General features: G+C 47.6%; 24 protein-coding genes. 13 read left to right on the top strand and 11 right to left on the bottom strand.

The window, feature by feature from the left end:
- The first annotated feature begins 5 nt into the window (after window positions 1–5).
- Entirely contained in the window at window positions 6–668 is a 663-nt protein-coding gene (locus LCM29_RS11785) for an NAD(P)H-dependent oxidoreductase (RefSeq protein ID WP_015880376.1), read from the top strand.
- 39 nt (window positions 669–707) lie between these two features.
- On the opposite strand, the gene LCM29_RS11780 is transcribed toward LCM29_RS11785, so the two are convergent.
- Entirely contained in the window at window positions 708–1,343 is a 636-nt protein-coding gene (locus LCM29_RS11780) for a nitroreductase family protein (protein ID WP_074036693.1), read from the bottom strand.
- Window positions 1,340–1,786 carry a MarR family winged helix-turn-helix transcriptional regulator gene (locus LCM29_RS11775; protein WP_078146066.1) on the bottom strand — a complete coding sequence of 149 codons (447 nt, stop codon included), beginning with the start codon at window positions 1,784–1,786 and terminating at the stop codon, window positions 1,340–1,342. Before LCM29_RS11775 ends, LCM29_RS11780 begins: the two co-directional genes overlap by 4 nt.
- Window positions 1,787–1,967: 181 nt before the next feature.
- Between LCM29_RS11775 and LCM29_RS11770 the strand changes: the two genes are divergently transcribed.
- From LCM29_RS11770 to LCM29_RS11750, 5 genes are all read left to right on the top strand, one after another.
- The gene (locus LCM29_RS11770; protein WP_224863008.1) at window positions 1,968–4,151 is read left to right on the top strand and encodes a malate synthase G; all 2,184 of its coding nucleotides are present in this window, start codon (window positions 1,968–1,970) and stop codon (window positions 4,149–4,151) included.
- Complete coding sequence (locus tag LCM29_RS11765; RefSeq protein WP_015880380.1) at window positions 4,148–4,444, top strand: hypothetical protein; 297 nt, start codon at window positions 4,148–4,150, stop codon at window positions 4,442–4,444. The genes LCM29_RS11770 and LCM29_RS11765 overlap by 4 nt, the downstream gene beginning before the upstream one ends.
- 75 nt (window positions 4,445–4,519) lie before the next feature.
- Window positions 4,520–5,788, top strand: a complete 1,269-nt coding sequence (gene aceA, locus LCM29_RS11760; RefSeq protein ID WP_224863006.1) for an isocitrate lyase — start codon at window positions 4,520–4,522, stop codon at window positions 5,786–5,788.
- A 216-nt stretch (window positions 5,789–6,004) separates the two neighbouring features.
- Window positions 6,005–7,330 (top strand): PepSY-associated TM helix domain-containing protein, encoded by a 1,326-nt coding sequence (locus tag LCM29_RS11755; RefSeq protein WP_224863004.1) that lies wholly within the window; start codon window positions 6,005–6,007, stop codon window positions 7,328–7,330.
- Window positions 7,327–7,764 carry a hypothetical protein gene (locus LCM29_RS11750; protein WP_224863002.1) on the top strand — a complete coding sequence of 146 codons (438 nt, stop codon included), beginning with the start codon at window positions 7,327–7,329 and terminating at the stop codon, window positions 7,762–7,764. Before LCM29_RS11755 ends, LCM29_RS11750 begins: the two co-directional genes overlap by 4 nt.
- 24 nt (window positions 7,765–7,788) lie before the next feature.
- Here LCM29_RS11750 and LCM29_RS11745 read toward each other — a convergent pair whose 3' ends face one another.
- Both LCM29_RS11745 and LCM29_RS11740 read right to left on the bottom strand, forming a co-directional pair.
- A complete protein-coding gene (locus LCM29_RS11745) occupies window positions 7,789–8,052 on the bottom strand; it encodes an LlsX family protein (RefSeq protein WP_224862999.1) in 264 nt (87 codons plus the stop codon).
- A 65-nt stretch (window positions 8,053–8,117) separates the two neighbouring features.
- Window positions 8,118–9,314: a LysM peptidoglycan-binding domain-containing protein gene (locus LCM29_RS11740; RefSeq protein WP_224862997.1), complete on the bottom strand. Its 1,197-nt coding sequence runs from the start codon at window positions 9,312–9,314 to the stop codon at window positions 8,118–8,120.
- A gap of 265 nt (window positions 9,315–9,579) precedes the next feature.
- Between LCM29_RS11740 and LCM29_RS11735 the strand changes: the two genes are divergently transcribed.
- Entirely contained in the window at window positions 9,580–10,329 is a 750-nt protein-coding gene (locus tag LCM29_RS11735) for a FixH family protein (protein WP_224862995.1), read from the top strand.
- A 33-nt stretch (window positions 10,330–10,362) separates the two neighbouring features.
- On the opposite strand, the gene LCM29_RS11730 is transcribed toward LCM29_RS11735, so the two are convergent.
- Window positions 10,363–11,988: an ABC-F family ATP-binding cassette domain-containing protein gene (locus tag LCM29_RS11730; RefSeq protein ID WP_214695756.1), complete on the bottom strand. Its 1,626-nt coding sequence runs from the start codon at window positions 11,986–11,988 to the stop codon at window positions 10,363–10,365.
- A 188-nt stretch (window positions 11,989–12,176) separates the two neighbouring features.
- On the opposite strand from LCM29_RS11730, the gene LCM29_RS11725 reads away from it, so the two are divergent.
- Both LCM29_RS11725 and LCM29_RS11720 read left to right on the top strand, forming a co-directional pair.
- Complete coding sequence (locus LCM29_RS11725; protein ID WP_224862993.1) at window positions 12,177–12,836, top strand: hypothetical protein; 660 nt, start codon at window positions 12,177–12,179, stop codon at window positions 12,834–12,836.
- 117 nt (window positions 12,837–12,953) lie between these two features.
- Complete coding sequence (locus LCM29_RS11720) at window positions 12,954–14,198, top strand: MFS transporter (protein WP_224862991.1); 1,245 nt, start codon at window positions 12,954–12,956, stop codon at window positions 14,196–14,198.
- Window positions 14,199–14,237: 39 nt separating this feature from the next.
- On the opposite strand, the gene LCM29_RS11715 is transcribed toward LCM29_RS11720, so the two are convergent.
- The 4 genes from LCM29_RS11715 to LCM29_RS11700 all read right to left on the bottom strand — a co-directional run bounded on the left by LCM29_RS11715 (window position 14,238) and on the right by LCM29_RS11700 (window position 17,105).
- Window positions 14,238–14,687 (bottom strand): SACOL1771 family peroxiredoxin, encoded by a 450-nt coding sequence (locus LCM29_RS11715; RefSeq protein WP_412093988.1) that lies wholly within the window; start codon window positions 14,685–14,687, stop codon window positions 14,238–14,240.
- Window positions 14,688–14,739: 52 nt separating this feature from the next.
- Window positions 14,740–15,978, bottom strand: coding sequence for a peptidase T (pepT, locus tag LCM29_RS11710; protein ID WP_224862987.1), 1,239 nt, complete (start codon window positions 15,976–15,978; stop codon window positions 14,740–14,742).
- Window positions 15,979–16,080: 102 nt separating this feature from the next.
- Window positions 16,081–16,755 (bottom strand): LrgB family protein, encoded by a 675-nt coding sequence (locus tag LCM29_RS11705; protein ID WP_214876220.1) that lies wholly within the window; start codon window positions 16,753–16,755, stop codon window positions 16,081–16,083.
- Window positions 16,752–17,105, bottom strand: a complete 354-nt coding sequence (locus LCM29_RS11700) for a CidA/LrgA family protein (protein WP_214760713.1) — start codon at window positions 17,103–17,105, stop codon at window positions 16,752–16,754. The genes LCM29_RS11705 and LCM29_RS11700 overlap by 4 nt, the downstream gene beginning before the upstream one ends.
- A gap of 149 nt (window positions 17,106–17,254) precedes the next feature.
- Here LCM29_RS11700 and LCM29_RS11695 point away from each other — a divergent pair, with 149 nt between their 5' ends.
- Window positions 17,255–17,992 carry a YwqG family protein gene (locus LCM29_RS11695; RefSeq protein WP_214876224.1) on the top strand — a complete coding sequence of 246 codons (738 nt, stop codon included), beginning with the start codon at window positions 17,255–17,257 and terminating at the stop codon, window positions 17,990–17,992.
- Window positions 17,993–18,037: 45 nt separating this feature from the next.
- Here LCM29_RS11695 and LCM29_RS11690 read toward each other — a convergent pair whose 3' ends face one another.
- On the bottom strand, window positions 18,038–21,190 hold the full coding sequence (locus LCM29_RS11690) for an efflux RND transporter permease subunit (RefSeq protein ID WP_224862985.1): 3,153 nt from the start codon (window positions 21,188–21,190) through the stop codon (window positions 18,038–18,040).
- 29 nt (window positions 21,191–21,219) lie between these two features.
- Entirely contained in the window at window positions 21,220–21,786 is a 567-nt protein-coding gene (locus LCM29_RS11685; RefSeq protein WP_214876228.1) for a TetR/AcrR family transcriptional regulator, read from the bottom strand.
- A gap of 228 nt (window positions 21,787–22,014) precedes the next feature.
- Between LCM29_RS11685 and LCM29_RS11680 the strand changes: the two genes are divergently transcribed.
- From LCM29_RS11680 to LCM29_RS11670, 3 genes are all read left to right on the top strand, one after another.
- Window positions 22,015–23,076 (top strand): Fe(3+) ABC transporter substrate-binding protein, encoded by a 1,062-nt coding sequence (locus LCM29_RS11680; protein ID WP_214876230.1) that lies wholly within the window; start codon window positions 22,015–22,017, stop codon window positions 23,074–23,076.
- Window positions 23,077–23,209: 133 nt separating this feature from the next.
- Entirely contained in the window at window positions 23,210–24,847 is a 1,638-nt protein-coding gene (locus LCM29_RS11675; RefSeq protein WP_224862983.1) for an ABC transporter permease, read from the top strand.
- Window positions 24,847–25,554, top strand: coding sequence for an ABC transporter ATP-binding protein (locus LCM29_RS11670; protein ID WP_224862981.1), 708 nt, complete (start codon window positions 24,847–24,849; stop codon window positions 25,552–25,554). The genes LCM29_RS11675 and LCM29_RS11670 overlap by 1 nt, the downstream gene beginning before the upstream one ends.
- Window positions 25,555–25,587: the final 33 nt, after the last annotated feature.

Raw genomic sequence — 25,587 nt, 5'->3', positions numbered from 1 at the left:
GCACGATGAAAAAGAAAGACATTTTAGAGGCGTATCGTTGGCGTCAAGCGACGAAAGCATTCGATGCGGATCGTAAAATCAAAGAAGAGGACATGGAGTTCATTTTAGAGACAGGACGTCTTTCGCCGAGTTCATTCGGATTCGAGCCATGGCAATTCGTCGTGGTGCGTCGGGAAGATTTGCTCCAAAAAATTAAAGATCATGCATGGGGAGCGCAAGGTCAGGCACTGACTGCCAGTCACTTCGTGTTGATCCTCGCAAGAACACCGAAAGCCATGCGTTACGATGCGGACTACATTCGTCATATCGTGACGGGTGTACAGGGCCGGACGGAAGAAGAATACGCGCAACGCGTGAAACGGGTACAGGAGTTCCAGGAAAACGACTATCGTCTCTTAGATGATGAGCGTGTCTTCCAAGAATGGATCAAGCGTCAGACATATATCCCGCTCGGAAATATGATGACGGCTGCCGCACAAATCGAAATCGATTCATGCCCGATTGAAGGGTTCAATCAAGAAGAAATCGATGAGTTGCTCATCTCAGAAGGTGTGATGGAACGAGGCGAATGGTCACTTTCGGTCATGGTTGCATTTGGGTATCGGGCGCGTGATTTCGCACCGAAAACACGCCGGGACTTCAACGAAGTCGTCAAATATATCGGATGAAAAAAAGGTTCAATCGCCTCAGCGATTGAACCTTTTGAATTATTTCCAGTCTGTGATGCGGTCGACTGGGAATCGAACTGACGGGTACCCTTCTTCTGCTGCTTTTCCGATTGAGAGAAGCATGACTGGAAGGTAACGTTCTTTGTCGAGACCGAACGCTTCAGCGATGTTCGCTTTGTCGTATCCGCCGATTGGGTTTGTGTCATATCCGTGCGCACGTGCGACGAGCATGAGTTGCATCGCAACAAGACCTGAATCGAGCATGATGCTGTCTTTGACCATTTCTTTCGGTGCATCTTTGAAGATGCCTTTGATCATGTCGACTTGACGGTCGCGGACCTCAGCCGGCATCATACCACGCTCTACCGCTGTATCGAAAATCTCTTCTGTGTAATCTGCCATTTGATAGTCAGCGAAGAGGGCGATGACAGCTGAAGATGTTTCCACTTGGCGTTTGTTGAAACTTGCGAGTGGAAGGAGTGTTTCTTTTCCTTCTGCGCTATCGATGACGACGAAGCGCCATGGCTGTAAGTTAAGTGATGAAGGAGCTGTTGTCGCTTCTTCAAGAATTTGTGTCATTTCTTCTTTTGAGATTTTGACGTTCTCATCGTATACACGAATCGAGCGGCGTCCTTTGACAATCTCCATAAAGTCTTTTTGTGTAGCAGTGTTCATATTGTAGTCTTCCTTTCATGGTCAATAGTATCTTGTAACATCGTTAGGGATGCTAGTAACTGTTGTTGATCCTCTACCTTCATGTTGACAAAAAGTCGGTCCGTTAAGCACTCTTTTTGCTCAGTCCAATGTGCAATTTGCTCACGACCATCGTCTGTCAACTCGACATAAATGACACGGTTGTCTTGTTCACAGCGTCTCCGCGTGATCAGTCCTTGTGTCTCTAATTGTTTCAGGTGTCGGGTGATGGCGGCATGGTCAACATCGACGCGTTGTTGCAATTCACGCTGTCGCAATGGACCGACGTGATACAGGTTGCTTAAAATGTCGTAGCGACTCAGGCTGAGCCCGTCCATTTCAGAGTCGAATAATTGCCCCAATTCTTTTTGTACGGTGATGATGTGATAGAGAATTTGATCACGGAGCGAGCAGGAATCTCGCATGCACATCGCCTCCTCAAATCATTGATGACTCAATCATTGATGGGTCACACAATGTATAGTAAACCCATCCTGACGAGATTTCAAATAAAAAGTTTTAAGAAATGGGTTGTCAAACTGTTATATAATAGTCTATATTGTAATCAACTGATATATAACAACTATTAAAGGAGGATGTGAACGCTTGGAACACTATGAACGACTAAATACGTATCATGTTCATGAAAAGCTGGTTGAATTTGTGAATAAAAACGTACTTGAACCCCAGGAAATCAACGTTTTTTGGGAAGGCGTTGAATCGCTTCTAGAGCGTTTCATTCCAGTGAATCAGACACTTCTGGAGCAGCGCATGACATATGAGCGATTGTTACAGGAGTGGTACAGTCGCCAAGAAGAAGTCGATCCAATCGAATATGAGACATTTTTAACGTCAATCGGCTATATCGAACCGATTGTCGAAGATTTTAACATCGATGTTTCGGGTGTCGATCGTGAAATCGCGCATCAAGCGGGACCGCAACTCGTCGTACCGTTAGACAATGCCAGATATGCACTTAACGCCGCCAATGCCAGATGGGGAAGTCTCTACGACGCCCTTTATGGAACAGATATGATTGAAGAGGCGGACGGTATGGAAAAGGGACGAGGATATAATCCCGTTCGCGGTAATGAAGTTATTCGGTTGGCGAAACAGTTTCTAGATGACACGTTCCCGCTACCGTCAGGGTCGCACAAGGAAGTGACGCAATACGTCGTTCGTGATGATGTCGCTTATGCGGTAATCGGGGACGTCGAGCAATCGTTCGCAGATGATTCTTTCGTCGGTTACACCGGGGAACCGAACGAGTTGAAGACGTTGATGCTCAGACACCATGCCTTACACGTTGAACTGCAATTTGACCGCGAGCATCCGGTCGGCAAAGTCGATCCTGCTGGACTGATGGACATCGAGCTCGAATCAGCCCTATCCGCAATCGTGGATTGTGAAGACTCGGTCGCAGCCGTTTGTGCGGAAGACAAAGTTCATCTGTATCGTAATTGGCTCGGCTTGATGGATGGGACGCTTGAAGCCTCGTTCCAAAAGAACGGGGAGCGACTCTCTCGACGTTTAAACGAAGATAAGCGTTTGATTGGAAAAGGTGGGGCGGAAGTTGTCCTCCCAGGACGCGCACTCTTATTCATTCGAAATGTCGGACACTTGATGACGACGGACTTGATCCTTGATGCAGAAGGTCGTGAGGTACCAGAGGGGATCGTTGATGCCATCTTCACTTCATTGATCGCGAGTCGCCATCTACATCGCCGCCTCAACTCTCGGGAAGAATCGATCTATATCGTCAAACCAAAAATGCACGGGTCTGAAGAAGTAGCATTCACCAATGACTTGTTTGACGCTGTAGAAGATCTGTTAGAACTTCCACGCCATACGTTAAAAGTCGGCGTGATGGATGAAGAGAGACGAACGTCGCTCAACTTGAAAAATTGTATCGCTCAAGTAAAAGAGCGGGTCGTTTTCATCAACACGGGATTCCTCGACCGGACGGGGGACGAGATTCATTCCTCGATGACACTCGGACCGATGCGTCGAAAGGGAGAAATGAAGACGTCACCTTGGCTCGCTGCATATGAACGGTTGAATGTATCAACTGGTCTCGAGAGCGGGTTCCATCATCAAGCACAAATCGGAAAAGGGATGTGGGCGATGCCTGATCGGATGCGGGACATGATGCGTGAAAAAATTGCGCATGTACGCTCCGGGGCAACGACGGCATGGGTGCCTTCGCCGACAGCGGCGACGCTCCATGCGATGCACTATCATCAACTCGATGCTTTTGATGTACAGCGAGAATTGATCAAGCAGCCTCATTCGAAACATGAGCGACAACAGCTCCTCGACATTCCGCTCGCGACGCGCATCTATTCACAAGACGAAATTAAAGAAGAGCTCGAGAACAACTTACAAGGATTGCTCGGATACGTCGTTCGTTGGGTCGAACAAGGTGTAGGTTGTTCGAAAGTACCGGATATTCACCATATCGGACTGATGGAAGACCGAGCGACACTCCGGATTTCGAGCCAACACGTGGCCAACTGGCTGCATCACGGCATCTGTTCAGCAGATCAAGTGGAGGTCACACTTTATCGGATGGCGCAAGTCGTCGATGAGCAGAACGAGTCAGATCCGAATTACCGACCGATGACACCGAATGTCGATCAGTCAATCGCCTATCAAGCCGCTCACGAACTCGTGTTTCATGGGTTGAAACAGCCGAACGGGTACACGGAACCAATCTTGCATCGCCGCCGCCGTGAATTTATGAAGCGACAAACCGTGGAGTTCAATTTAAAAGGAGGAACCTCATCATGACAACGAAAAAAATGGAAAGCGAACAGTTGATTGAACGTTGGGTCGTCCGCCGCATCGTATCTGGAGAATCGACAGCATCACTTGCGAATACAGCATTCGTATATGGCAATGACTTGATGCGCCTCGTCTTGGACCGTGCCGACGGCTCGCTCCAAATCATGAAAGAGCCGATCGATGAAGTCGTCGTCTTCCGCAAACCGGAAGATCGGGACGAAGAGAACGTATGCCGTTGCTGTGGGATGGAGCATTCGACGTTCAAAGCAGCGTTGGAGTGCTGTGCTTACCTCGACTAAAGTGTTTAATTTGCACTATCTGTTATATAACAAATTGAATTAATTGAAATTAATATAATACAGGAGGGTTTATTAATGAAACAACGCGAAGAATTGGTGAACAGCTGGAAGTCAGAACGATTTGAAGGGGTAGAGCGTCCATACTCTGTAGAAGACGTCATGAAGTTACGAGGGTCTATCGTGATTGAACAAACGCTTGCGACAAAAGGGGCGGAACGCCTGTGGAAATTGATGCATGAGCGTGACTACGTTCATGCGCTCGGCGCGTTGACAGGGAACCAGGCCATTCAGCAAGTGAAGGCAGGACTCGAAGCCATCTACTTAAGCGGTTGGCAAGTAGCGGCAGACGCTAACCTGTCAGGTCACATGTACCCGGACCAAAGTTTATATCCGGCCAACTCGGTTCCGAGTGTCGTCAAACGAATCAACCAGGCGCTTCAACGTGCCGATCAAATTCAAACGGCAGAAGGAAAAGGCGATACGCATTGGTTCGCACCGATTGTCGCGGATATGGAAGCGGGGTTCGGTGGTGTCCTCAACGTATTCGAATTAACGAAGGCAATGATTGAAGCAGGTGCTGCCGGTGTTCACCTCGAAGACCAGCTCTCGTCTGAGAAGAAATGTGGTCACCTCGGTGGGAAGGTGTTACTCCCAACCCAGACGGCTGTGAAAAACTTGATTTCGGCTCGGCTCGCGGCAGACGTCATGGGTGTCCCGACAATCATCGTAGCACGGACAGATGCGCATGCGGCGAACTTGATCACGAGCGACATCGATCCAATCGATCACCCGTTCATCATTGGAGAGCGTACACCGGAAGGCTTCTATCGTACGGAAGCTGGTATCGAGCAAGCCATCGCTCGTGGTCTTGCTTATGCACCATATGCAGACCTTGTCTGGTGTGAGACGTCTGAACCAGATTTGGCAGAGGCACGTCAATTTGCCGAAGCGATTCATGCGAAGTATCCAGGAAAACTTCTCGCTTACAACTGTTCGCCATCGTTTAACTGGAAGAAGAAGTTGTCAGACGAAGAGATTGCGACGTTCCAACAAGAAATCGGCGCAATGGGATACAAGTTCCAGTTCGTCACACTCGCTGGATTCCACGCGCTCAACTTCGGCATGTTCGAGCTCGCACGCGGATACAAAGACCGTGGCATGGCTGCGTACTCGGAGTTACAACAAGCAGAATTTGCGGCTGAAGTACATGGTTACACGGCGACACGTCATCAGCGTGAAGTCGGGACGGGGTACTTCGATGAAGTCTCACTCGTTATTTCAGGTGGGCAATCATCAACGACTGCACTCGCCGGTTCGACAGAAGCAGAGCAATTCACAAATTAATCACACTTTGGAGACGCCAATTTGTTGGCGTCTCTTTGTTTATGTGAAAATGTGTGGAGTAAGTCCTAAAATATGTGAAAAAAAGATGAATTAAAGTTCATTTTGACTTCTCTATATCGACGAATAGTTGTCACAAATAGTAAGAATAAAACGTTTCCATTCCTTGTATACTCAATCTGTTCACAAGTTGGACACAAAAAATAAGGGGGAAGCGGTATGCAAGGGGAACGATTGAACAAACGCAACGCTTGGTATCAAGCGATTTGGCGTTGGCACTTTTATGCAGGTCTTATATTTGCACCGATTTTCATTATCTTGGCTGTGACAGGAAGCATTTATTTGTTTGAACCACAAGTCACGAAGATGCAATACAAAGACATGATGACGGCATCTTTCACGGAAGAACAGCCGATAGAAATCCAAAAGGAATCATTCATGACAGAATATCCGGATGCGATAATCACATCGATTCGATTGCCGAATGAAGGTGAATCGACTCGAATCGGTTGGATGAACAATGATGAGATGATGTATACATATATTCATCCAGAAACTGCCGAAGTTTTAGGGACACGAACTGCTGAAAGTAGTATGGATTTGTTGGTTGTGATTCATGGCACACTATTAGGCGGACAAATCGGGAACTGGATTGTCGAGCTTGCGGCATCATGGGCCATTATTCTTCTCATTACGGGAACGTTCTTATTCTGGCCACGTGGGAAAAATCCGGTTCGGATGCTCATGCCGAAGCTCGGGAAAGGTCGGCAATGGTGGAAACAAATGCACGGTAGCGTCGCTTTATGGTCATCGCTAGGTCTCGTCATCATCATTAGTTCAGGTCTTGCCTGGTCCTCCGTGTCGGGAGCGATGTTGCAGTGGGTCTCCTCGTCGACAAATACGGGAGCACCGCTGTATGCCTATGCGTTTGGCGCTAAACCGGAATCAACTGTAACCACAAAAGATGTGGCAGAAGACGTACCTTGGGCAACACAAGCAGATCTTGTACCGGCATCTTCACCAAGTACACTGTTGCCAATTGACTTGAATCAGGTCGTGAACAATACGTCGATCAATCGACCGTACACGATCTCGCTTCCAGAAGGCGAAACAGGCGTCTATACCGTCACATCGGCAGCAGGACACCCGTTCAAAGAAGCAACGGTGAACTTAGATCAATATAGCGGTGAGACACTTAGTTCTGTAACGTATGCGGATTATGGGATTCTCGGAAAACTGATTACGGTCGGCATCGCCTTCCATGAAGGTCGCTTGTTTGGATTACTGAATCAATTGATTGGGGTCGCGCTTTGTATAGGTCTCATTTTTGTGGTCATCAGCTCGTTCGTAATGTGGCGCAAACGAAAAGTCGGATCCATCGAACAGATGAAGCGGTTCGAAGACGAACGGATCAAACGAATCGTTGGTATCTCGATTTTACTTCTCGGTGTGACATTACCGCTCGCGGGAATCAGCATCCTTATCGTTCTCGTATTCGATTGGTTGATCGGACGCCGGAAGTTGAAAGCGGAGGTGGCGGCATGAAACGATTCAAAGCAGTTTTTCCTGTCATCATGGCGACAATCTGGTTAGGGGCATGTCAACTTCAACCGATCGAACGTACGATTGATCCGATTGGCATTCAATTGATAGTACCTGAACGCGTGGAAGTCGGATCGACGACACTTGCGATGAAAGTAGCGAATGACGAACGCGTGACAGAAAGCCATATTCAAGTCACACCTTATGCTACCGAAGACACACAGACATACGAAGTGACGGAAAGGGATGGCTACCTCGTAACGAGCGTGAAGCTCGATCAAGGAATCTATCAAGTGAACGGCATGGTGCATGAAGGGCAGAAAGTGTATACCCCAACTGCATGGATGATTGTCGGCGATGTACCGCAAGACCAAATCGACCAGATTGAACAATCGACAGTTCAGTCACATGATCACGATGGTGGACATCATCACTAAAAATAACCGCTGCACGCGCAGCGGTTATTTTTGTTTGAGGCGTGCCCCAATTTCTCCGACGAGAATAGCGATTCCCATAAAACCTGCACCAAGTATGGCCATCTGATTCTGATTGGCGACCCCGACCTCGTTTTCGAATTGATAAATGTCACGAGTGAAGAATTGGATTGGTTCACCGGATGTGAGTGCTTGTTCATAACCGAGCCAAATCAAAATCGAGAATGTGGCAATGGAGACACCAAGTCCGATGAGTGCAGCGATACTAACGCGGATTGCGATTCGAGTCATAGCGATTCCTCTTTTCCTGTTTGCATACGATACGTCACAAGTAGAGGAAAAGATTCACGGTTCACTCATTTCGGAATGGTCAACACTTGCCCGACACTGATGAGGTTAACGTTCGTGATGTTATTGGCGGCGGCAATCTTCGCGACGGTCGTATTGTACATCGTCGCAATCTTATACAGTGTGTCGCCCGACTTTACGGTGTATTTCACGGTCGTTGTAGGTGGAGGTGTGACGGTTGTTCCTGGAATGATGAGCACCTGACCGACAGTGATGGAGTTGACGTTGGTGATATTGTTAGCGGCTGCAATTTTCGCGACGGTGGTATTGTACATCGTCGCAATCTTGTAAAGCGTGTCGCCCGACTTCACGGTGTATTTCACAGTCGTTGTAGGTGGTGGAGTGACGGTTGTTCCTGGAATGATGAGCACTTGTCCGACATAGATTAAGCTATAGTTGGTGATATTGTTAGCTGCCGCTAAAGCGGATACGGTGACGCCATACGTCCGTGCGATGCTGTACAACGTGTCACCGGACTTCACAGTATACGTTTTGTTCGTTGACGTGTTTTGATAGGCGAGTAATTGCGAGACCGTGACGAATTGGTACCCTTTTGCTTTCAGTTGTAAAATCATCGTTGGGAGTGCAAGTGGAGTACCCGGTGCACCCGCACCTGTATGCATCAAGACGATTGAACCCGGGTTGATATTGGTTTGTACTTTCGTATTGATTTGGCTCGCGGTCAACCCTTTCCAGTCAATCGTATCGATGTTCCATTGAATCGTGTAACCATAGCCAGCAGCACCGACGCCGTTCAACACAGTACTATTGACGGCTCCGAACGGGGCTCTGAAAATCGGTTTTGTCGTTTTTCCGGTCAACGACTTGATCAAAGCTTCCGTGCGGTCGAGTTCGGATTTCATTTGAGTGGCAGTTAGTTTCGTGAAGTCTGGGTGTGTGTATGAGTGATTACCGAGCTGATGCCCTTTTGCGGCGATGTTTTTAATGTATTGGGGATGGTTGTTTGCACCGGATCCTGTTAAAAAGAAAGTGGCTTTGACGTTGTTTTTTGCCAAAATGTCTAAAATCTTGTTCGTGTTTGCCCCGTCTGCCCCATCATCGAACGTCAACGCGACGACTTTGCTCGTCGTATTCACGCTCGTGATAAATTTTGAAGCGGCGGCACTGACGGAGATCGATTGCGTGATCACCATCGCCAATAAGATGAATAATGCCATCGCCCCACGAATGACCCTACGTTTCATCTGAATTCGCCTCCATTCATGATGTCATCCTCTTGATGTTAAGACTTTCCAAATGTACGCCTTATATATATTTTATATACCCCTTTTTAGAAATGATGGACTAATATTCGGAAGTGAATGAAACAAATTCTGATTCAACTATATGTGTGAAATTTGTGAGAACGTATCGTGGGATATCTCACAGAATGCTCACACTCTTTTTGGAAAGAGATGGTATCATGAACAATGTGTGAATGATGTAAGCGATTTATAAGGAGGATTTATGATGAAAAAGATGATGACACGGTTTGGGGTCGTGTTTGGACTCATCGGCCTATTCGTACTCGGTGCTTGCGGCACGGAGAAAGAAGCAGAAAGTGCAACTGTTCCACAGTCGATGGAGCCGGTAGAGGCAGAGTTGACGGTTGCTGCGACGGCAGAAAAAGAAGAAACAGTACCTTTATCTGTAAAAGTTACGCAAGATGGTCAACCCGTAGACGATGCGGATGAGATCAAGTTCGAAGTATGGAAGAATGGTGCGAAAGAAGAGAGTGACATGATCAAGGCGTCACTCACGAAAGACGGTGTCTACGAAGCAGAGACGACGTTTGCGGAAGAAGCGGTCTATACGGTCCAAGTTCACGTGACAGCGCGTTCGATGCATACGATGCCGACGACGAATGTGACGGTTGGACATCCAGAAACGACAGCTGAAGCTGAGGAAGATAGTGACCACCATCACCATGCAGGAGCGGACATTACGCTCGATCCGAAAGAGGCGACAGCAGGTGAGGAACAACCGTTCATGGTACATGTCATGATTGAAGACGAGATGTTAGCGGGGGCAGACGTACAACTCGAAATCTTCCAAGACGGAGCGGAGAAACATGAGTGGGTGAAGTTAGAGGAAGCAGATGCTGGGATGTACAAAGGAATGTACACCTTTACTGAATCTGGTGCATACAACGTTCAAGTTCACGTCACGAAAGGTCATGACATTCATGAGCACGTGATGGAAATGGTAGACGTCAAATAAAAATGATCGGCTCACGCGAGCCGATCATTTTTATTATGCATTTTGATAGAGAGATTCAACTTGTTGTTGAAGCGCTTCGTTCTCCAAGTACTCATCGTACGTTGCTTCTTTATCCACGATGCCATTCGGTGTCACTTCGATGATGCGTGTCGCAATCGTCGAGATGAGCTGATGGTCATGTGAGCTAAAGAGGAGTACGCCTTTGAATGACTCGAGACCGTTGTTGAGTGCTGTGATTGATTCGAGGTCCAAGTGGTTCGTCGGATCGTCGAGGACGAGCACGTTCGAGTTTGAGAGCATCATCTTCGAGAGCATGCAGCGTACTTTTTCTCCCCCTGAGAGGACAGACGCCTTCTTCATGACTTCTTCACCTGAGAAGAGCATGCGGCCAAGGAATCCGCGAAGGAACGTATCTGACTCATCGGCTGGTGAGAACTGACGCAACCAGTCGAGGATACTCTTTTCCGAGCCCTCGAAGTATTCCGAGTTGTCTTTCGGGAAGTACGACTGAGTCGTCGTCACACCCCATTTGACCGAACCTGTGTCTGGTTCCATCTCACCCATTAGAATTTTGAAGAGTGTCGTGATCGCAACGTCAGAACGACCAACGAATGCGACTTTGTCCGTCTTGTTAAGTGAGAACGTTACGTTGTCGAGCACTTTTACGCCATCAATCGTTTTCGAAACGTTGTCGACATAGAGAACATCGTTCCCGATTTCGCGTTCCATCGTGAATCCGACGAATGGATAACGACGTGATGACGGACGAATGTCGTCGAGTGTGATCTTATCGAGCAACTTCTTACGTGACGTCGCTTGACGCGCTTTCGATGCGTTCGAGCTGAAACGTGCGATGAAGTTTTGAAGCTCTTTGATCTTCTCTTCTTTCTTCTTGTTCTGATCTGCCGCCATACGTGTAGCAAGTTGGCTTGACTCATACCAGAAGTCGTAGTTCCCGACATACAATTGGATTTTTCCGAAGTCGAGGTCTGCCATGTGTGTACAGACTTTGTTCAAGAAGTGACGGTCGTGGGAAACGACGATGACTGTGTTTTCAAAGTTGATTAAAAACTCTTCTAACCATTGAATTGCTTTGAGGTCAAGTCCGTTGGTCGGCTCGTCCAAAAGCAAGATGTCTGGCTTACCGAAGAGTGCTTGGGCAAGAAGGACTTTGACTTTCTCGCCACCTGTGAGTTCGCTCATTTGTTTCTGGTGAAGCGCTTCTGTGATCCCGAGACCTTGAAGAACCATCGAAGCTTCTGACTCTGCTTCCCAACCGTTCAACTCGGCGAATTCGCCTTCGAGTTCAGCTGCGCGCATGCCGTCTTCGTCTGAGAAATCTTCTTTCATATAGATGGCGTCTTTTTCTTTCATGACGCTATAAAGACGCTCGTGACCCATGATGACGGTCTCGAGAACAGCACTGTCCTCATATGCATAGTGGTCCTGTTTGAGGACGGCGAGACGCTCACCCGGTGTGATGCTCACATCACCCGTCGTCGTATCTTGCTCACCTGATAAAATCTTTAAGAATGTCGATTTACCGGCACCGTTCGCACCGATCAATCCGTAACAGTTGCCTGGTGTGAACTTGATGTTCACGTCTTCGAACAACTTACGGCCGCCAAATTGTAGGCTGACGTTATTTACTGTAATCATGTATGGTATCCCTCGTTTTTCTGATTAGTTTACGACGTGTATTGTATCACGTTTTTGAAAAACGCGCAGTGTCACGTCATGATTCACAAACGTTAAAGAAAAACTTGTGCATCAGGATAGAGGATTATACAACGTAAGATGGAAATATTATGTAGAACAGAAATGCACGTGAATCAAATGGGGGTACTATGAAACAAATTAGACTCTGGCTGATCATCCTATTCATTGCGGTCAGTTCAAGTATCGTGAATTCGCTATTGAAGAATGAACTTCAAACGTTTGAGGTAGGGAAGTTTGAGTTTGGGAAATATGATGATTTTGACGAGGCGTTGGCTAAAGGTCTCACTTATGACATGAATAAGTTGATTTATATAACACGACACGATGGGGTGACCATCGTCATGTACACGACGATTCCGGATCCTACAGAATTTCAAGATGTCATGGAGTTTCAAGATGTCATGGAGTTTCAAGATGATATGGAGTTTCAAAATGAGATGGAGGCATTGGTCGTCCAGTTCTTTGAGGGGAATGATGAAGAAGGATGGGAGCTTCTTGGACCAAGAGGGTGGACGCACTATGAAAACGACAATTTCACCTCATATAGCACATTTTTACGAGAATACGATGACGCCGGAAACGTCGAACATTCTTTCAATGTGGGATTTGGAGAAGTGAACAATCCAGAAATCGATACGATTGAAACGAAATCCCATCACGAAAATACGTTCACCGAGGCAACGATGATTCAAAAAGGCCCGTACCGATATTATTTTCAAATTGGAGAAGACGCGGTTGTACGAGGAATTTCTGTGAACGGTGAGATTGTCGATCAACAAGGTAGCTGATAGTTCGAAGACTTTTGTCGCCGCTCGTATTTGATTCAAACAACATATTCTGCAAATGCGCTCAAGTAAGAATAAAAAGTGAAGTGGGTAGCGAGGTTGCAGGTAAAGGGGAAGCATATGACTCGTATAGAAAACAAACATCGTTTTGAAACAGGTTCGTTGTTAACGGCACTTGGTATTTCGAGTATGGGGGATTTTATATATCTAGTAGCAATCAATGTTTTTGTTTATCGCTTGACGGATTCAGCGATGGCTGTCGCAGGTCTGTGGATGATTGGTCCACTCGCTTCAGTCATGACAAAGTTCTGGATTGGAAGTATCGTTGATCGATCGTCTCTAAAAAATATAATGATTTGGACGGATGTTATTCGGGGAGTTTTATTAATTGGAATTCCTTTTATGGAATCGTTATGGCTGTTGTATGGAAGTTTGTATCTGCTTGCTGTCGCAAAATCTTTTTTTGAAGTCTCATCATTTTCATACATCGCAAAATTGATTCCGACGACAAGACGCAAACAATTTAATGCTTACCGACAAGCAATCACGTCAGGTGCATTTTTGATTGGTCCCGCCCTCTCCGGAGCCCTTGTCCTCGTGTCAACAACAAGTGTCGCGATATGGATAAACGCTGCATCCTTTTTCTTTTCGGCAATTTTATTAACACGATTACCTCAGTTTGAATGGAAGCCAACAACGTCTAAAGCACATATTTCGATACAAACTGTTCGAGCGGATTGGAAGAAAGTATGGACGTTCAGTCGATGTAATATATTTGTTTTCAGTATGTATATGCTGTTTCAAGGAATGGTAATTGTCTCGTTCGCGATGGATGCACAGGAAGTGGTGTTCACACAAGAAACGTTACGTTTATCCGAAGCACAATATGGTCTTCTGATTAGTCTGACAGGCTTAAGTGCTGTAGTAGGGTCACTGGTCGTCGCGTCAGCTACTCGATTCTTGTCGATCAAATGGTTGATTGGAGCGGGATCGGTGCTTGTTGCCGTCGGCTATATGATTTATGCCTTATCACATTCTTTTTGGATGACTCTAGTTGGTTTTCTCATATTAGGATTCTTTAATGCTTTTTCTGGTGCGGGTTTTATTACGTTTTATCAAAATAATCTACCAGAAGAGATGACAGGAAGGATTGCAAGTGTATATGGCATGGTTCAAAGTATCTTACAAGTGATTGGGGTGTTACTCGTAGGACTACTCAGCGATATTGTAGAGCTACGAATCACACTCATCTTTGCGGCGAGCTTCATCTTGCTTTTAAGTATGATTCAGTTCTATTTCGTCTTTCGATCATCCTCTGCAACGTATTACTCAGAGTCGGATCAACCAATCAAAAATATTTCATGAAGAAAGAGCCGTTTCTCCAAGAAGCGGCTCCTTTTATCCTTAATCGACTCGTACAACGGTCGTATTCAATTCGAACGCCACATTTCCTGCGAGCGCCCGTGAAATCATACATTGATCTTTCGCTTTTTTCGCAATACGCTCGACTAACGTGATCTCTCGGTCGGTCATCTCTGCAGGGACTTGAATCGTTGTCGTATAGCGAATCGTCTCGTAAGTGAAGATGCCGTTTGTCACATCGACGATGCCTTCCGCATCAATCGTGATGCCACGGTGAGTCAGGTCACTTCGCCCGAGTACGGCTGCAAGTGTGATGATATAACACGTGGCCGCTGCCCCGAGTAACATCTCATCCGGATTCGTGCCGACTCCGGGACCGTCCATTTCGGGTGGAATCGAAATCTGTGTCTTTAATCGCTCGGCCTCGAGGGTACCGACATCATTTCGTCCGCCATCCCAGCCGAGGTTCATGCTAAATGTATGTTTCATCAAAAATCGCCTCCAATGTCTCTAGTGTAAAAGAGAACGATTGGAGGCGCATTTGTTATGCTTGTGCACGCTTCGCGAATGTGCGAAGTGTTTCGATAATGACCGTTGTTGCTTTTTCCATGTTGTTCACAGAGATATATTCGAACTTCCCGTGATAGTTCTCGCCACCCGTGAAGATGTTCGGCGTCGGAAGGCCCATGTAAGAAAGTTGCGATCCGTCTGTCCCACCACGAATCGGTTCAATCTTCGGTTCGATGCCAAGGCCGCGCATGACGTCAGCGACGGTATCAACGATATGTTTGACCGGTTCGATTTTCTCGGCCATGTTGTAATACTGGTCTTCCATTTTGAGCTCAATCCGCTCTTCCCCGTATTTTTGTTTCCATTCGAGGACAAGTTTCTCCATCAACGCTTTACGCGCTTCGAACTTCTGTTTGTCGTGATCGCGGATGATGTATTGAAGTGTCGTCTTCTCCACATCCCCATTAAAACCGTTCAAATGGAAGAATCCTTCGTAGTTGCTCGTACGTTCCGGTGCCTCATCAGCCGGTAAACGGTTTTGGAACGCCATCGCGAGCTTCATCGAGTTGACCATCTTGTTCTTGGCACTACCTGGATGCACGTTCGTCCCATGGAAGGTGACGGTCGCACCAGCTGCGTTGAAGCTCTCATACTGTAACTCTCCGAGCGGTCCCCCGTCCATCGTGTAAGCGAAGTCCGCGTTAAAACGGGCGACATCGAATTTATGTGGTCCACGCCCGATTTCTTCATCCGGTGTAAAAGCAATGCGGACCGGTCCGTGCGGAATCTCAGGGTGAGCCAATAAGTATTCGACGGCTGTGACGATTTCGGCGATTCCTGCTTTATCATCCGCACCGAGGAGTGTCGTTCCGTCCGTTGTCATGAGCGTATGTCCGACATACCCGTCAAGTTCTGGGAAGTCTTTTGGTGACAAGACGACATGAAGCGACTCGTTCAAGACGATATCGCCACCTTCATAGTGCTCGACGAGTTGAGGTGAAACGTTCGTACCCGTGAAATCGGTCGCCGTATCCACGTGGGCGAGGAAGCCGATTGTCGGGACGTCATAATCGACGTTACTCGGAAGTGTGGCGAAGAGATAGCCGTATTCGTCCGTCTCGACGTCTGTCAGCCCGAGTTCTTTCAGTTCTTTCTCCAAATGACGAATCAAATCCCATTGTTTGGCCGTCGATGGTGTTGTCGTACTCGTGAAGTCAGACTGTGTATCAATCTTCGCATAAGTCATTAAGCGTTCAATTAATTTCTCTTGCATGGATTGCCCTCCTCTAAAAAGTTTCATCTTCATTAGTTTATCACGCGCGCTCGAAGTCGAAACAAAAAAGTCACGCCCATCGATGAAATGAGCGTGACCTGTTCAAAAGAGAAACGGGTATAAAATGGGCAAGATGAACGAAGTGAAGATGGCGGTCAATCCCATCGCGGCACCACCTGTTGCACCAGACAACGGATGTTCCGTCGCTGCTTGTGCGGTCCCGATTCCGTGACTGATGGTGCCGAGCGTGAGCCCACGCGTGAACGGGTCGTCCATACGAATCCATGTCAAGAGCACCGGACCTAGCATCGCACCTAAAATACCGCAGGCGACGGCAATCGAGGCGGCAAGTGTCGCATCCCCCTCTAACTGTCGAGCCAATTCGAGGGCAATCGGAGACGTGGCCGACTTGACCGATAGCGCAATCAACACGTTTTCGGTAAACGAAAACAACTTCCCGAAGAACACAGCGACAAAAATCGTGGAAAGAGACCCAATGACAATCGCACTCAATGCTCGCTTTGCCCGGGCGAGTAACACGGGTAAGTTGCGATAGAGCGGTAACCCGAGGGCGACTGTCGCCGGACCGAGTAAGATGGTGATGAGATCGGTAGCCGGTTTATACGTATCATAGGACTGTCCTGTCACGAGTAACAGGAGAATCAGAATCGCTGTACTTAAGAAGACGACATTAGTGAACGGAGATGCCCATTTTTTCGAAAGTTGACGACTGAGCGAATACACGAGAATCGTCAATCCGATCCAAACGTATGTCATGACGCCTCACCTTCTTTCCCGGAAACGAGAGCCGTCACGATCATACCGACCGCCATGCTGACGAGTAGTGTGACGAGAAGAGGGATGCCAGCGGCTTTTAACAACGTACCGTACGCCATGAGACCGACGGCAATCGGGATGAAGAAGAAGGCGAGATGCTTCGTCAAAAATCCAGCGCTGTCTTCAATCCATTCCACGCGGATGACTTTTGTTACTAAGAGGACGAGCAACAGCACCATGCCGATGACACTGCCCGGTACTTTCCACGAGAACGTCTCAACCATCCAGTTGCCGAGCGTGCTCAATCCAAACAAGAGTGAGAGCCCAATCATCCATTTCAATAATTTCATATATATGACTTCCTTTCGCGTCATTCAAAACGTATGCATCTTCTCAAATTCATCTTCATCGGTCAAGAAAAGGGTATGACAAAAAAGATAAGGGGTACATACGTTCGGCATGCTATACTACATCTATCATAAACAAGCGGGGTGTCGAGATGGAACTAAAAACGATTGAGCAATTTATTGAAGAGCATGGATTACAAAACGGGGAAGACATTTTACGTGCGTTCACGAAGCGGGTCAATTTGACGCTTGTACCACGAACCACACGAGAAGAAGTTCAAATCGGCCATTCAAAATTCGGTGGGCATCCCGATTTGCCAAATGCTGACTTGCACCCTGGGGAGAATATGACGTTTTTAGCTCAGTTCCGTTTAAGTGATTTAGCTGGGTTTGAATCCGTGGATGCACTCCCGAAAGAAGGTTTGTTGTCTTTCTTCTATGACTTGGAAGAACAACCTTGGGGAGATGAGGACGAGCGTCATCTTTGGCGTGTCTTGTATACGGAAGAAACGCAATTTGAGCGAGTGCGGGTTGGAGAAGCATTGAATGAGCGTGCCGTTTCTTTCAAAGAGGGCTATGCGGAGAATGGATATGATTTGTACGATTTGCTCGGTGACGACCTGTACGAAACGCTTGTCGAACAATTCGAACAAGAAGAACTCCACGCAATCGGTGGACATCCGAATGAAGTGCAGAATGACGTGTTTGAAGAAGTAGAAGAAACATATGGGGAACGATTCAATCATCCTTTCCTGCTCTTTCAAATGGATTCTACTGAAGAATTAGATGTCATATTTGGGGATGTTGGAATTCTTTATTTTCTTATTCCAGAAGATGCCCTCCGCGCCAAACGGTTTGAAGAAACCGAAATCATCATGCAGTGTTATTGAGTGCAAAAAAAGAGAGTCGACTTGTTAAAGTCAACTCTCTTTTGTTTACGCTTGTTTTTTCTTACGGAATCGTGCGAAGAACTCATAGACGATCGGTACGATGAGCAACGTGAGAAGCGTCGAACTTGTAAGTCCGCCGATTACGGTGACACCGAGACCTTTCGAGATGAGTGCTCCACCCTCGAGACCGAGTGCGAGCGGTGCGAGTGCGCCGATTGTCGCGAGTGCGGTCATCAAGATTGGGCGAAGGCGTGTGCCTGCTGCCTCAAGTAACGCTTCACGTGTTGATAAACCAGCTTCTTCTTTATGAATGACGCGGTCAATCAAGACGATGGCGTTCGTGACGACAATCCCGATCAACATGAGTGCCCCGATTAAGGCAGAAACCGAAATCGTTTCACCCGTGATGAGGAGGGCGACAAGTCCCCCGATAATCGCATACGGGAGTGAGAACAACACGACGAATGGTGTGAGTGCCCCTCCGAATGTGATAACGAGAACCAAGTAGACGATGGCGATTGCGGCGAGCATCGCAAGACCAAGCTGTGTGAACGATTCTTGAATCTGTTCCGTTACACCGCCGACATCATACGATACGCCAGACGGGAGCTCGATCTCTGATACGCGCTCTTCGATCGCAGCAGACGCTTCTGTCGCTTTATCCGTGCTGAGTTCGACACTCACTTGTGCGAGCAGTTTTCCGTCGCGCTCGACGAGTGTATCCGGCGTTGTGCCTTCTTCGATTTCAATGAAGTCTGAGATTGGGCGTGGTCCGAACGGTGTCGTGATTTCTTGTGCTTGTAAGTCATCGACACTATCATACGTTACTTGCTCGTTCGGGATGACGACGTCTAACTGTTTGTCATCCACTGTCACGCTCGCAAGTGGGCTTTCTGGTGCCTGGAATTGGCTGATGACTTGTGCGATTTGACCTGCAGACACACCGGCTTCTGCAGCGGCTTGTTGGTCGACGTTGAACGTGTATTGTACGTACGACTCACGTAAGTCTGACGTTGCCTGACGGACGTAATCCGTTTCTTCTTCAATCGTTTCGATGAAGGTCGGCACGATCGCTTCTAAATCTTCAAGCGAGTTGGCGTAGACGTTATACGTGACACCGCTCGTTGCGCCGCCACCTGAGAAGTCTTGTTCTTTCCACTCCCCGTTTGAGGCGAGTTCGTTCAACTTCTCAATATCAGCCAACTTCACATCTGCGAAATCTTCCGTGTCCGGGTCATACTGGACGATAAAGATTCCTTGTTTATTGTTTCCTGGGTTCAGCGGATTCTCTCCACCGACTGTAAATTGAACGTCCGTTGCGTTCGGTTGTTCTTCCATGAAGTATTCTTCTGCCACTTCAGCCGCGGCAATCGAATCTTCAAGCGTTTGACCAGGTTCTGGGTCGAACGTGACGAACAACGTCTTCTCCGAATCTTGGTTCAAGAAGTTGACCCCAATCGCTGGGACGAGGGCAAAACTACCAATCAATAGGGCAGTCGCGAGTCCGAAGACGACGAGTTTATGGTTCAGTGACCAGTTCAAGACGCCGCGATACCATTCTGCGAGCTTTCCTGGACCTTCTTCTGGCTTCAACTTATCGCGGTTTTTAAAGAACGAGTCGGCCATCATTGGTACGACCGTAATCGCAACAAGTAATGAAGCGAGTAGGGCGAAGACGACAGTCAATGCGAACGGCAAGAACAATTCACCGACAAATCCTGTGACAAATCCGAGCGGTAAGAATACCGCGATTGTGACGATTGTTGACGAGGCGATCGGGATGAATACTTCTTTTGTCGCCGCGATGATCAATTCTTTACCGCGAAGTGGTTCGTTCGACCGTGTGAGGCGACGGTAAATGTTCTCGATGACGACGATGGAGTCATCGACGACGCGTCCAATCGCAACGGTCATCGCACCGAGTGTCATGATGTTCAATGTGATATCCAATTGCTTCAACACGATAAGTGCCATGAGAAGCGATAACGGGATCGAGATTACAGCGATGATTGTCGATCGGAAGTTACGCAAGAACACTAAGATGATGAGGATGGCGAATAAGCCACCGAGCAATGCTTTCGATAACATCGTCTCGACCGACTCTTCAATCGGTTGTCCTTGGTCGAGTGTGATCGATACATTCGCCGTGTCATACTCTGCTTCGAAGTCATTCAATACTTCTTTGACGGCATTGACGACATCGACCGTGTTCGCATCTTGTGTCTTCGTCACCTGTACGCCGATTGAACGTTCACCGTTCGAGCGAGAAATCGATTCTTCAATTCCTTTGTCCTCGATTGTCGCGAGTTCGCTCAACGCGACAGTCGGAACCGTCGTCGGAACGTTTGGTGGTAATGCCGATGGTGTTTCCGTCGGGACCTCTGTCGGCACGTCTGGTGTTTGACCAGGTGGCAATTCAGTCGGAGCAGACGGTGTCGTCGGCGTTGATTGTGCTGGTGAGTAAGGGATTTGGATGTCACGGAACGCTTCGAGCGTCTCAGATTTTCCATCGATGACGACCGCTTGTTCCGTGTCACCTAATTCATATAATCCGAGCGCGATACGGGCATCATTCGCCTGAATCAATTGTTTGACCGTGTCTTCTGTCAAATTGTATTCAGCGAGCGCTTCTTGATCGAATTGAAGTTCGACGCGGCGAATCTCTTGTCCAGCAATTTGGACGGTTTGTGCGCCTTCGACTCCTTCAAGAGCGGGTTGGACTTCTTCCTCGACGAGTTTCGTCAATTCAGCCAAGTCCAGGCTCTCATCCGAGATGGCGGCCCCGATGACCGGGAAAGCGTCGAAGCTGAGGCGTGACACTTGAGGTTCTTGTGCCGATTCAGGTAGTTCGACGTTACTTAACGCGTCTTTGACTTGCTGTTCCGCTTCATCCATATCCGTACTGAAGTCGTAATCGATTTGGATGTTTGAAGCGTTTTGGAACGATGAAGAACGAACTTGTTCCACGCCATTTAGACTTTGCAGGCGTTCTTCGAGAACGGTACTGACTTCTTCGAGTACTTGCTCAGGGGATGCTCCTGGATAAATGGTTGTGACCGAGACGGTCGGCGTCGTGATATCCGGTAGCGTCTCGAGCTTCATCGTCAGACCTGCGAAAAGACCTGCGGCCGTCAAGATGATCGTCATCAACCAAACCGCAAACTTGTTGTTAACGGAAAAAGACGTGATTTTCTGCATGGGTTTTAAATCTCCTCTATATGTTGTTTTTATGATTGACTGTCGATGGCGTGTGCCCGTTCAATCAAGCGTGCGATGATCGCTTGTTTGAGCTCGGCAGGGGGAACACCGACCCCAAAATGTTCTGACATCATCATGCCTTCGAGTGCATAACGAATGATCATTGTTTCAACCGGGTCGGCTGTTTTTTGAAACTGTGCGAAGAACGTATCTAAATCTTGCTTCCATCGATCGGCATACTCTTGGTCGACGGCGAACAGCGTGAGAAATGCAATCATTTTCTCAACGTCGATATGAATGGCAGCGCGTTCGGGATGCAAATTCGTTTCATCGAACAGACGAACGAATGCTTCGACTGGACCGTGACCTTCCTGTTGCAGTGAGGCATACAACTCATTTTGTTCTTGTTGTAACCGTTCGACAATTGCGGTCATCAATGCTTCTTTTGAAGCGTAGTGATAGAGAAGCCCACCTTTTGAAACGCCAGCTGTTTTGGCGACTTCATCTAATGTAAGTTGATGGACACCTTGACTCATGATGATATCCGTTGCCGCATCTAACAGCTTTTGTTTTGTGATATTCGATCGGTTTGTCATATCTTCACCCCTTTCTGTACCGACCAGACGGTTTGTTTGATTTCACTATAGCGTTAGAAATCTTTTGAAGTCAAGAATTAATGACTTCAAAACTGTCACAAATCACACATTTCAACTGATAGCGATTGCAGAAAATCCTTGACGTGAGAATGATTATCAGTGATGATAGGTACTGAGAGTAATTATCATTACCATAGAGAAAAAACATTGAACGTGGGGGAATGACAGATGAACAAAAAATATGCAGCTTTAGGAATTTCAGCAGCGTTAACGACATCACTCCTTGCCGCTTGTGCAAGCACAGATGAGACAACTTCAAATGAAGGCTCGGACGATTCGAACGTCGTCAATGTTTACTCGAGTCGCCACTACGATGTCGATCAACAATTATATAAGCAGTTTGAAGAAGAAACGGGCATCAAGGTAAACGTCGTTGAAGGTAAGAGTGACGAACTTCTTGAGCGTTTGAACACTGAAGGAGAGAGCACTGAGGCTGATCTCTTTATCACGGCAGATGCTGGGAACTTGTATCAAGCGAAAGAAGCAGGACATCTCCAAGCGGTCGATAGCGACGAGCTTGAGTCAAACATCCCTGCAAAATATCGTGACACGGACAACGAATGGTTCGGTTTGACAAAACGTGCGCGTGTCATCGTTTACTCAAAAGATCGTGTGAAACCAGAAGATTTGTCGACGTATGAAGCGTTGACAGAAGAACAGTGGAACGGAAAAGTACTCGTCCGTCCATCTGAAAACATGTACAACATTTCACTTCTCGCGTCATTCATCGAAGTGAACGGAGTCGACGAGGCGAAAGAGTGGGCGAAAGGCTTAGTGAACAATATGGCACGTGATCCACAAGGGAACGACCGTGACCAAGCGAAAGCAGTCGTCGCTGGTGAAGGGGACGTCGCCATCATGAACACGTACTACATGGGGCTCATGTTGAATTCTGAAGACGAAGAAGAGAAGAAAGTCGCCGAGCAACTCGGTGTCTTCTTCCCGAACCAAGATACAACAGGTACACATGTGAACATTTCTGGTATCGCAATGACGAAAGCATCGAAGAATACAGAAAATGCTCAAAAATTGATGGAGTTCATGTCAGAGCCGTCAGCTCAAGAGAAATTTGCGAGTGTGAACTACGAATACCCAGTCAACGAGTCGGTTGAGCCGAATGAGCTTCTTCAATCATGGGGCGAGTTCAAAGAGCAAGATATCAACCTCTCTGCACTTGGAGAAAACCAACAAGAAGCAATCCGCATCTTTAACGAAGTAGGTTGGAAGTAAGATGACTTCGGCTTGAACGAGAGTTCAGGCCGGAGGTTTTTGCGTTTCATACACCCTAAGCGCTACACGGGACGCGTAGAAACTGATATGATGGGACAGGAATTGATTGTTTACAGAACGGGAGAGGTACGACATGAACTGGCACGCGGTAAAACGACAACTGAATGGATGGGCGATCCTAAGCTTTCTCGCGATTTTATTGATCGTCTTGCCGGGGATTGTCGTGCTCGTGGAATTATTTGCACCAGTCAATGACAACTGGCAGCATATTCAAGAGTATTTGTTGCCCCGTTATGTGCGGAACACGTTGTTCATCATGGTGGCTACTGGTCTCCTAACGACTGTGATTGGAACGAGTCTTGCCTGGTTCGTGACCGTCTATGATTTTCCATTCCGTCGCTTCTTTAAATGGGCACTCATCTTGCCGCTCGCGATTCCGCCTTATATCGGGGCGTATACGTATCACGGCATTTTAAATTACACGGGAGTGATCCAAACAACGCTACGGAACCAGTTCGGGATCACCGTCGATCAGTCGTACTTCAATATCATGTCGATTCAAGGGACAGTGTTTATTTTCACCTTGTTCCTCTATCCATACATTTATACGATCACACGAGCGTTCCTGCATAACCAATCGTCCTCGATGATTGAAAACGCACGGATCCTCGGTCGTGGCTCGTGGGATATTTTCTTCACCGTCGTCATTCCGATTTCCCGAGTTGCCATCATCGGTGGTGTCAGTCTCGTGTTGATGGAAGTACTTAACGACTATGGTGTCGTGAAATATTTCGGGATCCAGACGTTCAGTACCGCTATTTTTAGCACATGGTTCGGGATGAAGGATACGTCGTCAGCGCTGAAGTTGGCAGGTACCCTCATGATTCTCGTCATCGCCATCTTGACGATGGAACGGCTCGTGCGAGGACGGAAGCAATTTAGTTACGCTTCGACGAAAGTGAAACCGCTCAAACCGAGACCGCTTCAAGGCTGGCATCGCTATGCGGTATTCGCTTATGTCTCCATCGTCTTTGCCATCGCATTCGTCATTCCGTTCACGCAGTTGACGGCATGGACGTTCCTGACGTTCGATACGGTCTTCACGGAAGAATTTTGGCAACTCGTTTGGAATACGGTGCGTGTCGCCTTTATCGCGACGGTGATCATCCTGTTGTTCGCACTCATCATTGCGAACTACACACGGCTCTTCCCTTCGAACATGACACGCGTCATCTCAAAGGTGACGACGCTTGGATATTCGATTCCGGGAGCAGCGATCGCCATTGCGGTCATCACGCTCTTCTTATGGCTCGATGACAAAGTGCTCGACATGGCTAAGGCGCTCGACTTGAGTCAGACGTTCGTGTTTCGGACGACGCTCATCATGCTCATCTTCGCCTACGTCATCCGCTTCCTCGCTATCGGCTATAACTCGATTGAAAGCGGGTTCGAGAAGGTCGGGAAATCGTTCACTGAAGCATCCCGCATGCTTGGTTGGAACACGGTCCAAACGTTCTTCCGCGTGGATATCCCGATGATCAAAGGCGCCATCATGAGCGCATTTATCCTCGTTTTTATTGATATTATGAAAGAGTTGCCGTTGACGCTCTTTTTACAACCATTTAACTTTTCGACGCTTGCGACACAGGCGTTCAAATACGTGAGTGATGAGAAGATTCATGAAGCGGCACTCGCTTCCATCGTTATCGTCCTCATGAGTGGACTGTTGATATTCGTTTCCCATAAGGTGCTTGATAAGGAGGCCGACTAATGTTCGTTCAAATCAACGATTTACATTTTAGCTATAAAGGTGCACATGAAGAGACCATCAAAGGGTTCTCGATTTCGATCACAAAAGGCGAAATCGTCTCGCTTCTTGGGGACAGCGGTTCTGGGAAAAGTACGATTCTCCGATTGATCGCAGGGCTCGAGATGCCGAACCAGGGCGTCGTCGTTGTGAACGACTGTGTCTGTTGCGACGATTGTCAGTTCATGCCACCAGAAGATCGTGGCGTCGGGATGGTCTTCCAAGATTACGCACTCTTTCCACACATGACCGTTGAAAAGAACATTCGGTTCGGTCTTCATAAACTAAGCCGGAAAGAACGAAATGAGCGTGTCGAAGAGATGCTCGCGCTCGTCAACTTGACGGAGTTCCGCCACCGCTACCCGTACGAACTCAGTGGGGGACAACAACAGCGTGTCGCGCTCGCGCGTGCACTCGCACCGAAACCAGCACTGTTGATTCTAGACGAACCGTTCAGTAACCTCGACACGTCACTTCAACATCGGATTCGCGACGACCTTCGCCGTCTCTTGAAGCAGACAGGTACGACGACGATTTTCGTGACACACGACGAGGAAGATGCAGAGGCGCTTGCTGACCGCATCGTCTACCTCGGAGAAGGCAAAATTAAAAAGCAAGTCATGACGGAGAACAACAAGACATTCAACCCGCAGATTCCTTGCTTCGTATAATAGAGAAGACCCCTTATTCACACGTTAAAAGTG

It is taken from the genome of Exiguobacterium aestuarii, assembly GCF_020171655.1.
GTDB classification, from domain to species: domain Bacteria; phylum Bacillota; class Bacilli; order Exiguobacteriales; family Exiguobacteriaceae; genus Exiguobacterium; species Exiguobacterium aestuarii_A.
The sequence above is the reverse complement of the archived record's forward strand: the minus strand, read 5'-3'. Positions and strand labels throughout refer to the sequence as shown.

Bases quoted from the DNA above. Each gene is read 5' to 3' on its own strand.
- LCM29_RS11695 (WP_214876224.1), top strand. From the start codon at position 17,255: ATGGAACTAAAAACGATTGAGCAATTTATTGAAGAGCATGGATTACAA.
- LCM29_RS11705 (WP_214876220.1), bottom strand. From the start codon at position 16,755: ATGACATACGTTTGGATCGGATTGACGATTCTCGTGTATTCGCTCAGT.
- LCM29_RS11685 (WP_214876228.1), bottom strand. From the start codon at position 21,786: ATGACAAACCGATCGAATATCACAAAACAAAAGCTGTTAGATGCGGCA.
- LCM29_RS11745 (WP_224862999.1), bottom strand. From the start codon at position 8,052: ATGACTCGAATCGCAATCCGCGTTAGTATCGCTGCACTCATCGGACTT.
- LCM29_RS11680 (WP_214876230.1), top strand. From the start codon at position 22,015: ATGAACAAAAAATATGCAGCTTTAGGAATTTCAGCAGCGTTAACGACA.
- aceA (WP_224863006.1), top strand. From the start codon at position 4,520: ATGAAACAACGCGAAGAATTGGTGAACAGCTGGAAGTCAGAACGATTT.
- LCM29_RS11765 (WP_015880380.1), top strand. From the start codon at position 4,148: ATGACAACGAAAAAAATGGAAAGCGAACAGTTGATTGAACGTTGGGTC.
- LCM29_RS11785 (WP_015880376.1), top strand. From the start codon at position 6: ATGAAAAAGAAAGACATTTTAGAGGCGTATCGTTGGCGTCAAGCGACG.
- LCM29_RS11720 (WP_224862991.1), top strand. From the start codon at position 12,954: ATGACTCGTATAGAAAACAAACATCGTTTTGAAACAGGTTCGTTGTTA.
- LCM29_RS11690 (WP_224862985.1), bottom strand. From the start codon at position 21,190: ATGCAGAAAATCACGTCTTTTTCCGTTAACAACAAGTTTGCGGTTTGG.
- LCM29_RS11675 (WP_224862983.1), top strand. From the start codon at position 23,210: ATGAACTGGCACGCGGTAAAACGACAACTGAATGGATGGGCGATCCTA.
- LCM29_RS11700 (WP_214760713.1), bottom strand. From the start codon at position 17,105: ATGAAATTATTGAAATGGATGATTGGGCTCTCACTCTTGTTTGGATTG.
- pepT (WP_224862987.1), bottom strand. From the start codon at position 15,978: ATGCAAGAGAAATTAATTGAACGCTTAATGACTTATGCGAAGATTGAT.
- LCM29_RS11780 (WP_074036693.1), bottom strand. From the start codon at position 1,343: ATGAACACTGCTACACAAAAAGACTTTATGGAGATTGTCAAAGGACGC.
- LCM29_RS11735 (WP_224862995.1), top strand. From the start codon at position 9,580: ATGAAAAAGATGATGACACGGTTTGGGGTCGTGTTTGGACTCATCGGC.
- LCM29_RS11730 (WP_214695756.1), bottom strand. From the start codon at position 11,988: ATGATTACAGTAAATAACGTCAGCCTACAATTTGGCGGCCGTAAGTTG.
- LCM29_RS11755 (WP_224863004.1), top strand. From the start codon at position 6,005: ATGCAAGGGGAACGATTGAACAAACGCAACGCTTGGTATCAAGCGATT.
- LCM29_RS11775 (WP_078146066.1), bottom strand. From the start codon at position 1,786: ATGCGAGATTCCTGCTCGCTCCGTGATCAAATTCTCTATCACATCATC.
- LCM29_RS11740 (WP_224862997.1), bottom strand. From the start codon at position 9,314: ATGAAACGTAGGGTCATTCGTGGGGCGATGGCATTATTCATCTTATTG.
- LCM29_RS11725 (WP_224862993.1), top strand. From the start codon at position 12,177: ATGAAACAAATTAGACTCTGGCTGATCATCCTATTCATTGCGGTCAGT.
- LCM29_RS11670 (WP_224862981.1), top strand. From the start codon at position 24,847: ATGTTCGTTCAAATCAACGATTTACATTTTAGCTATAAAGGTGCACAT.
- LCM29_RS11750 (WP_224863002.1), top strand. From the start codon at position 7,327: ATGAAACGATTCAAAGCAGTTTTTCCTGTCATCATGGCGACAATCTGG.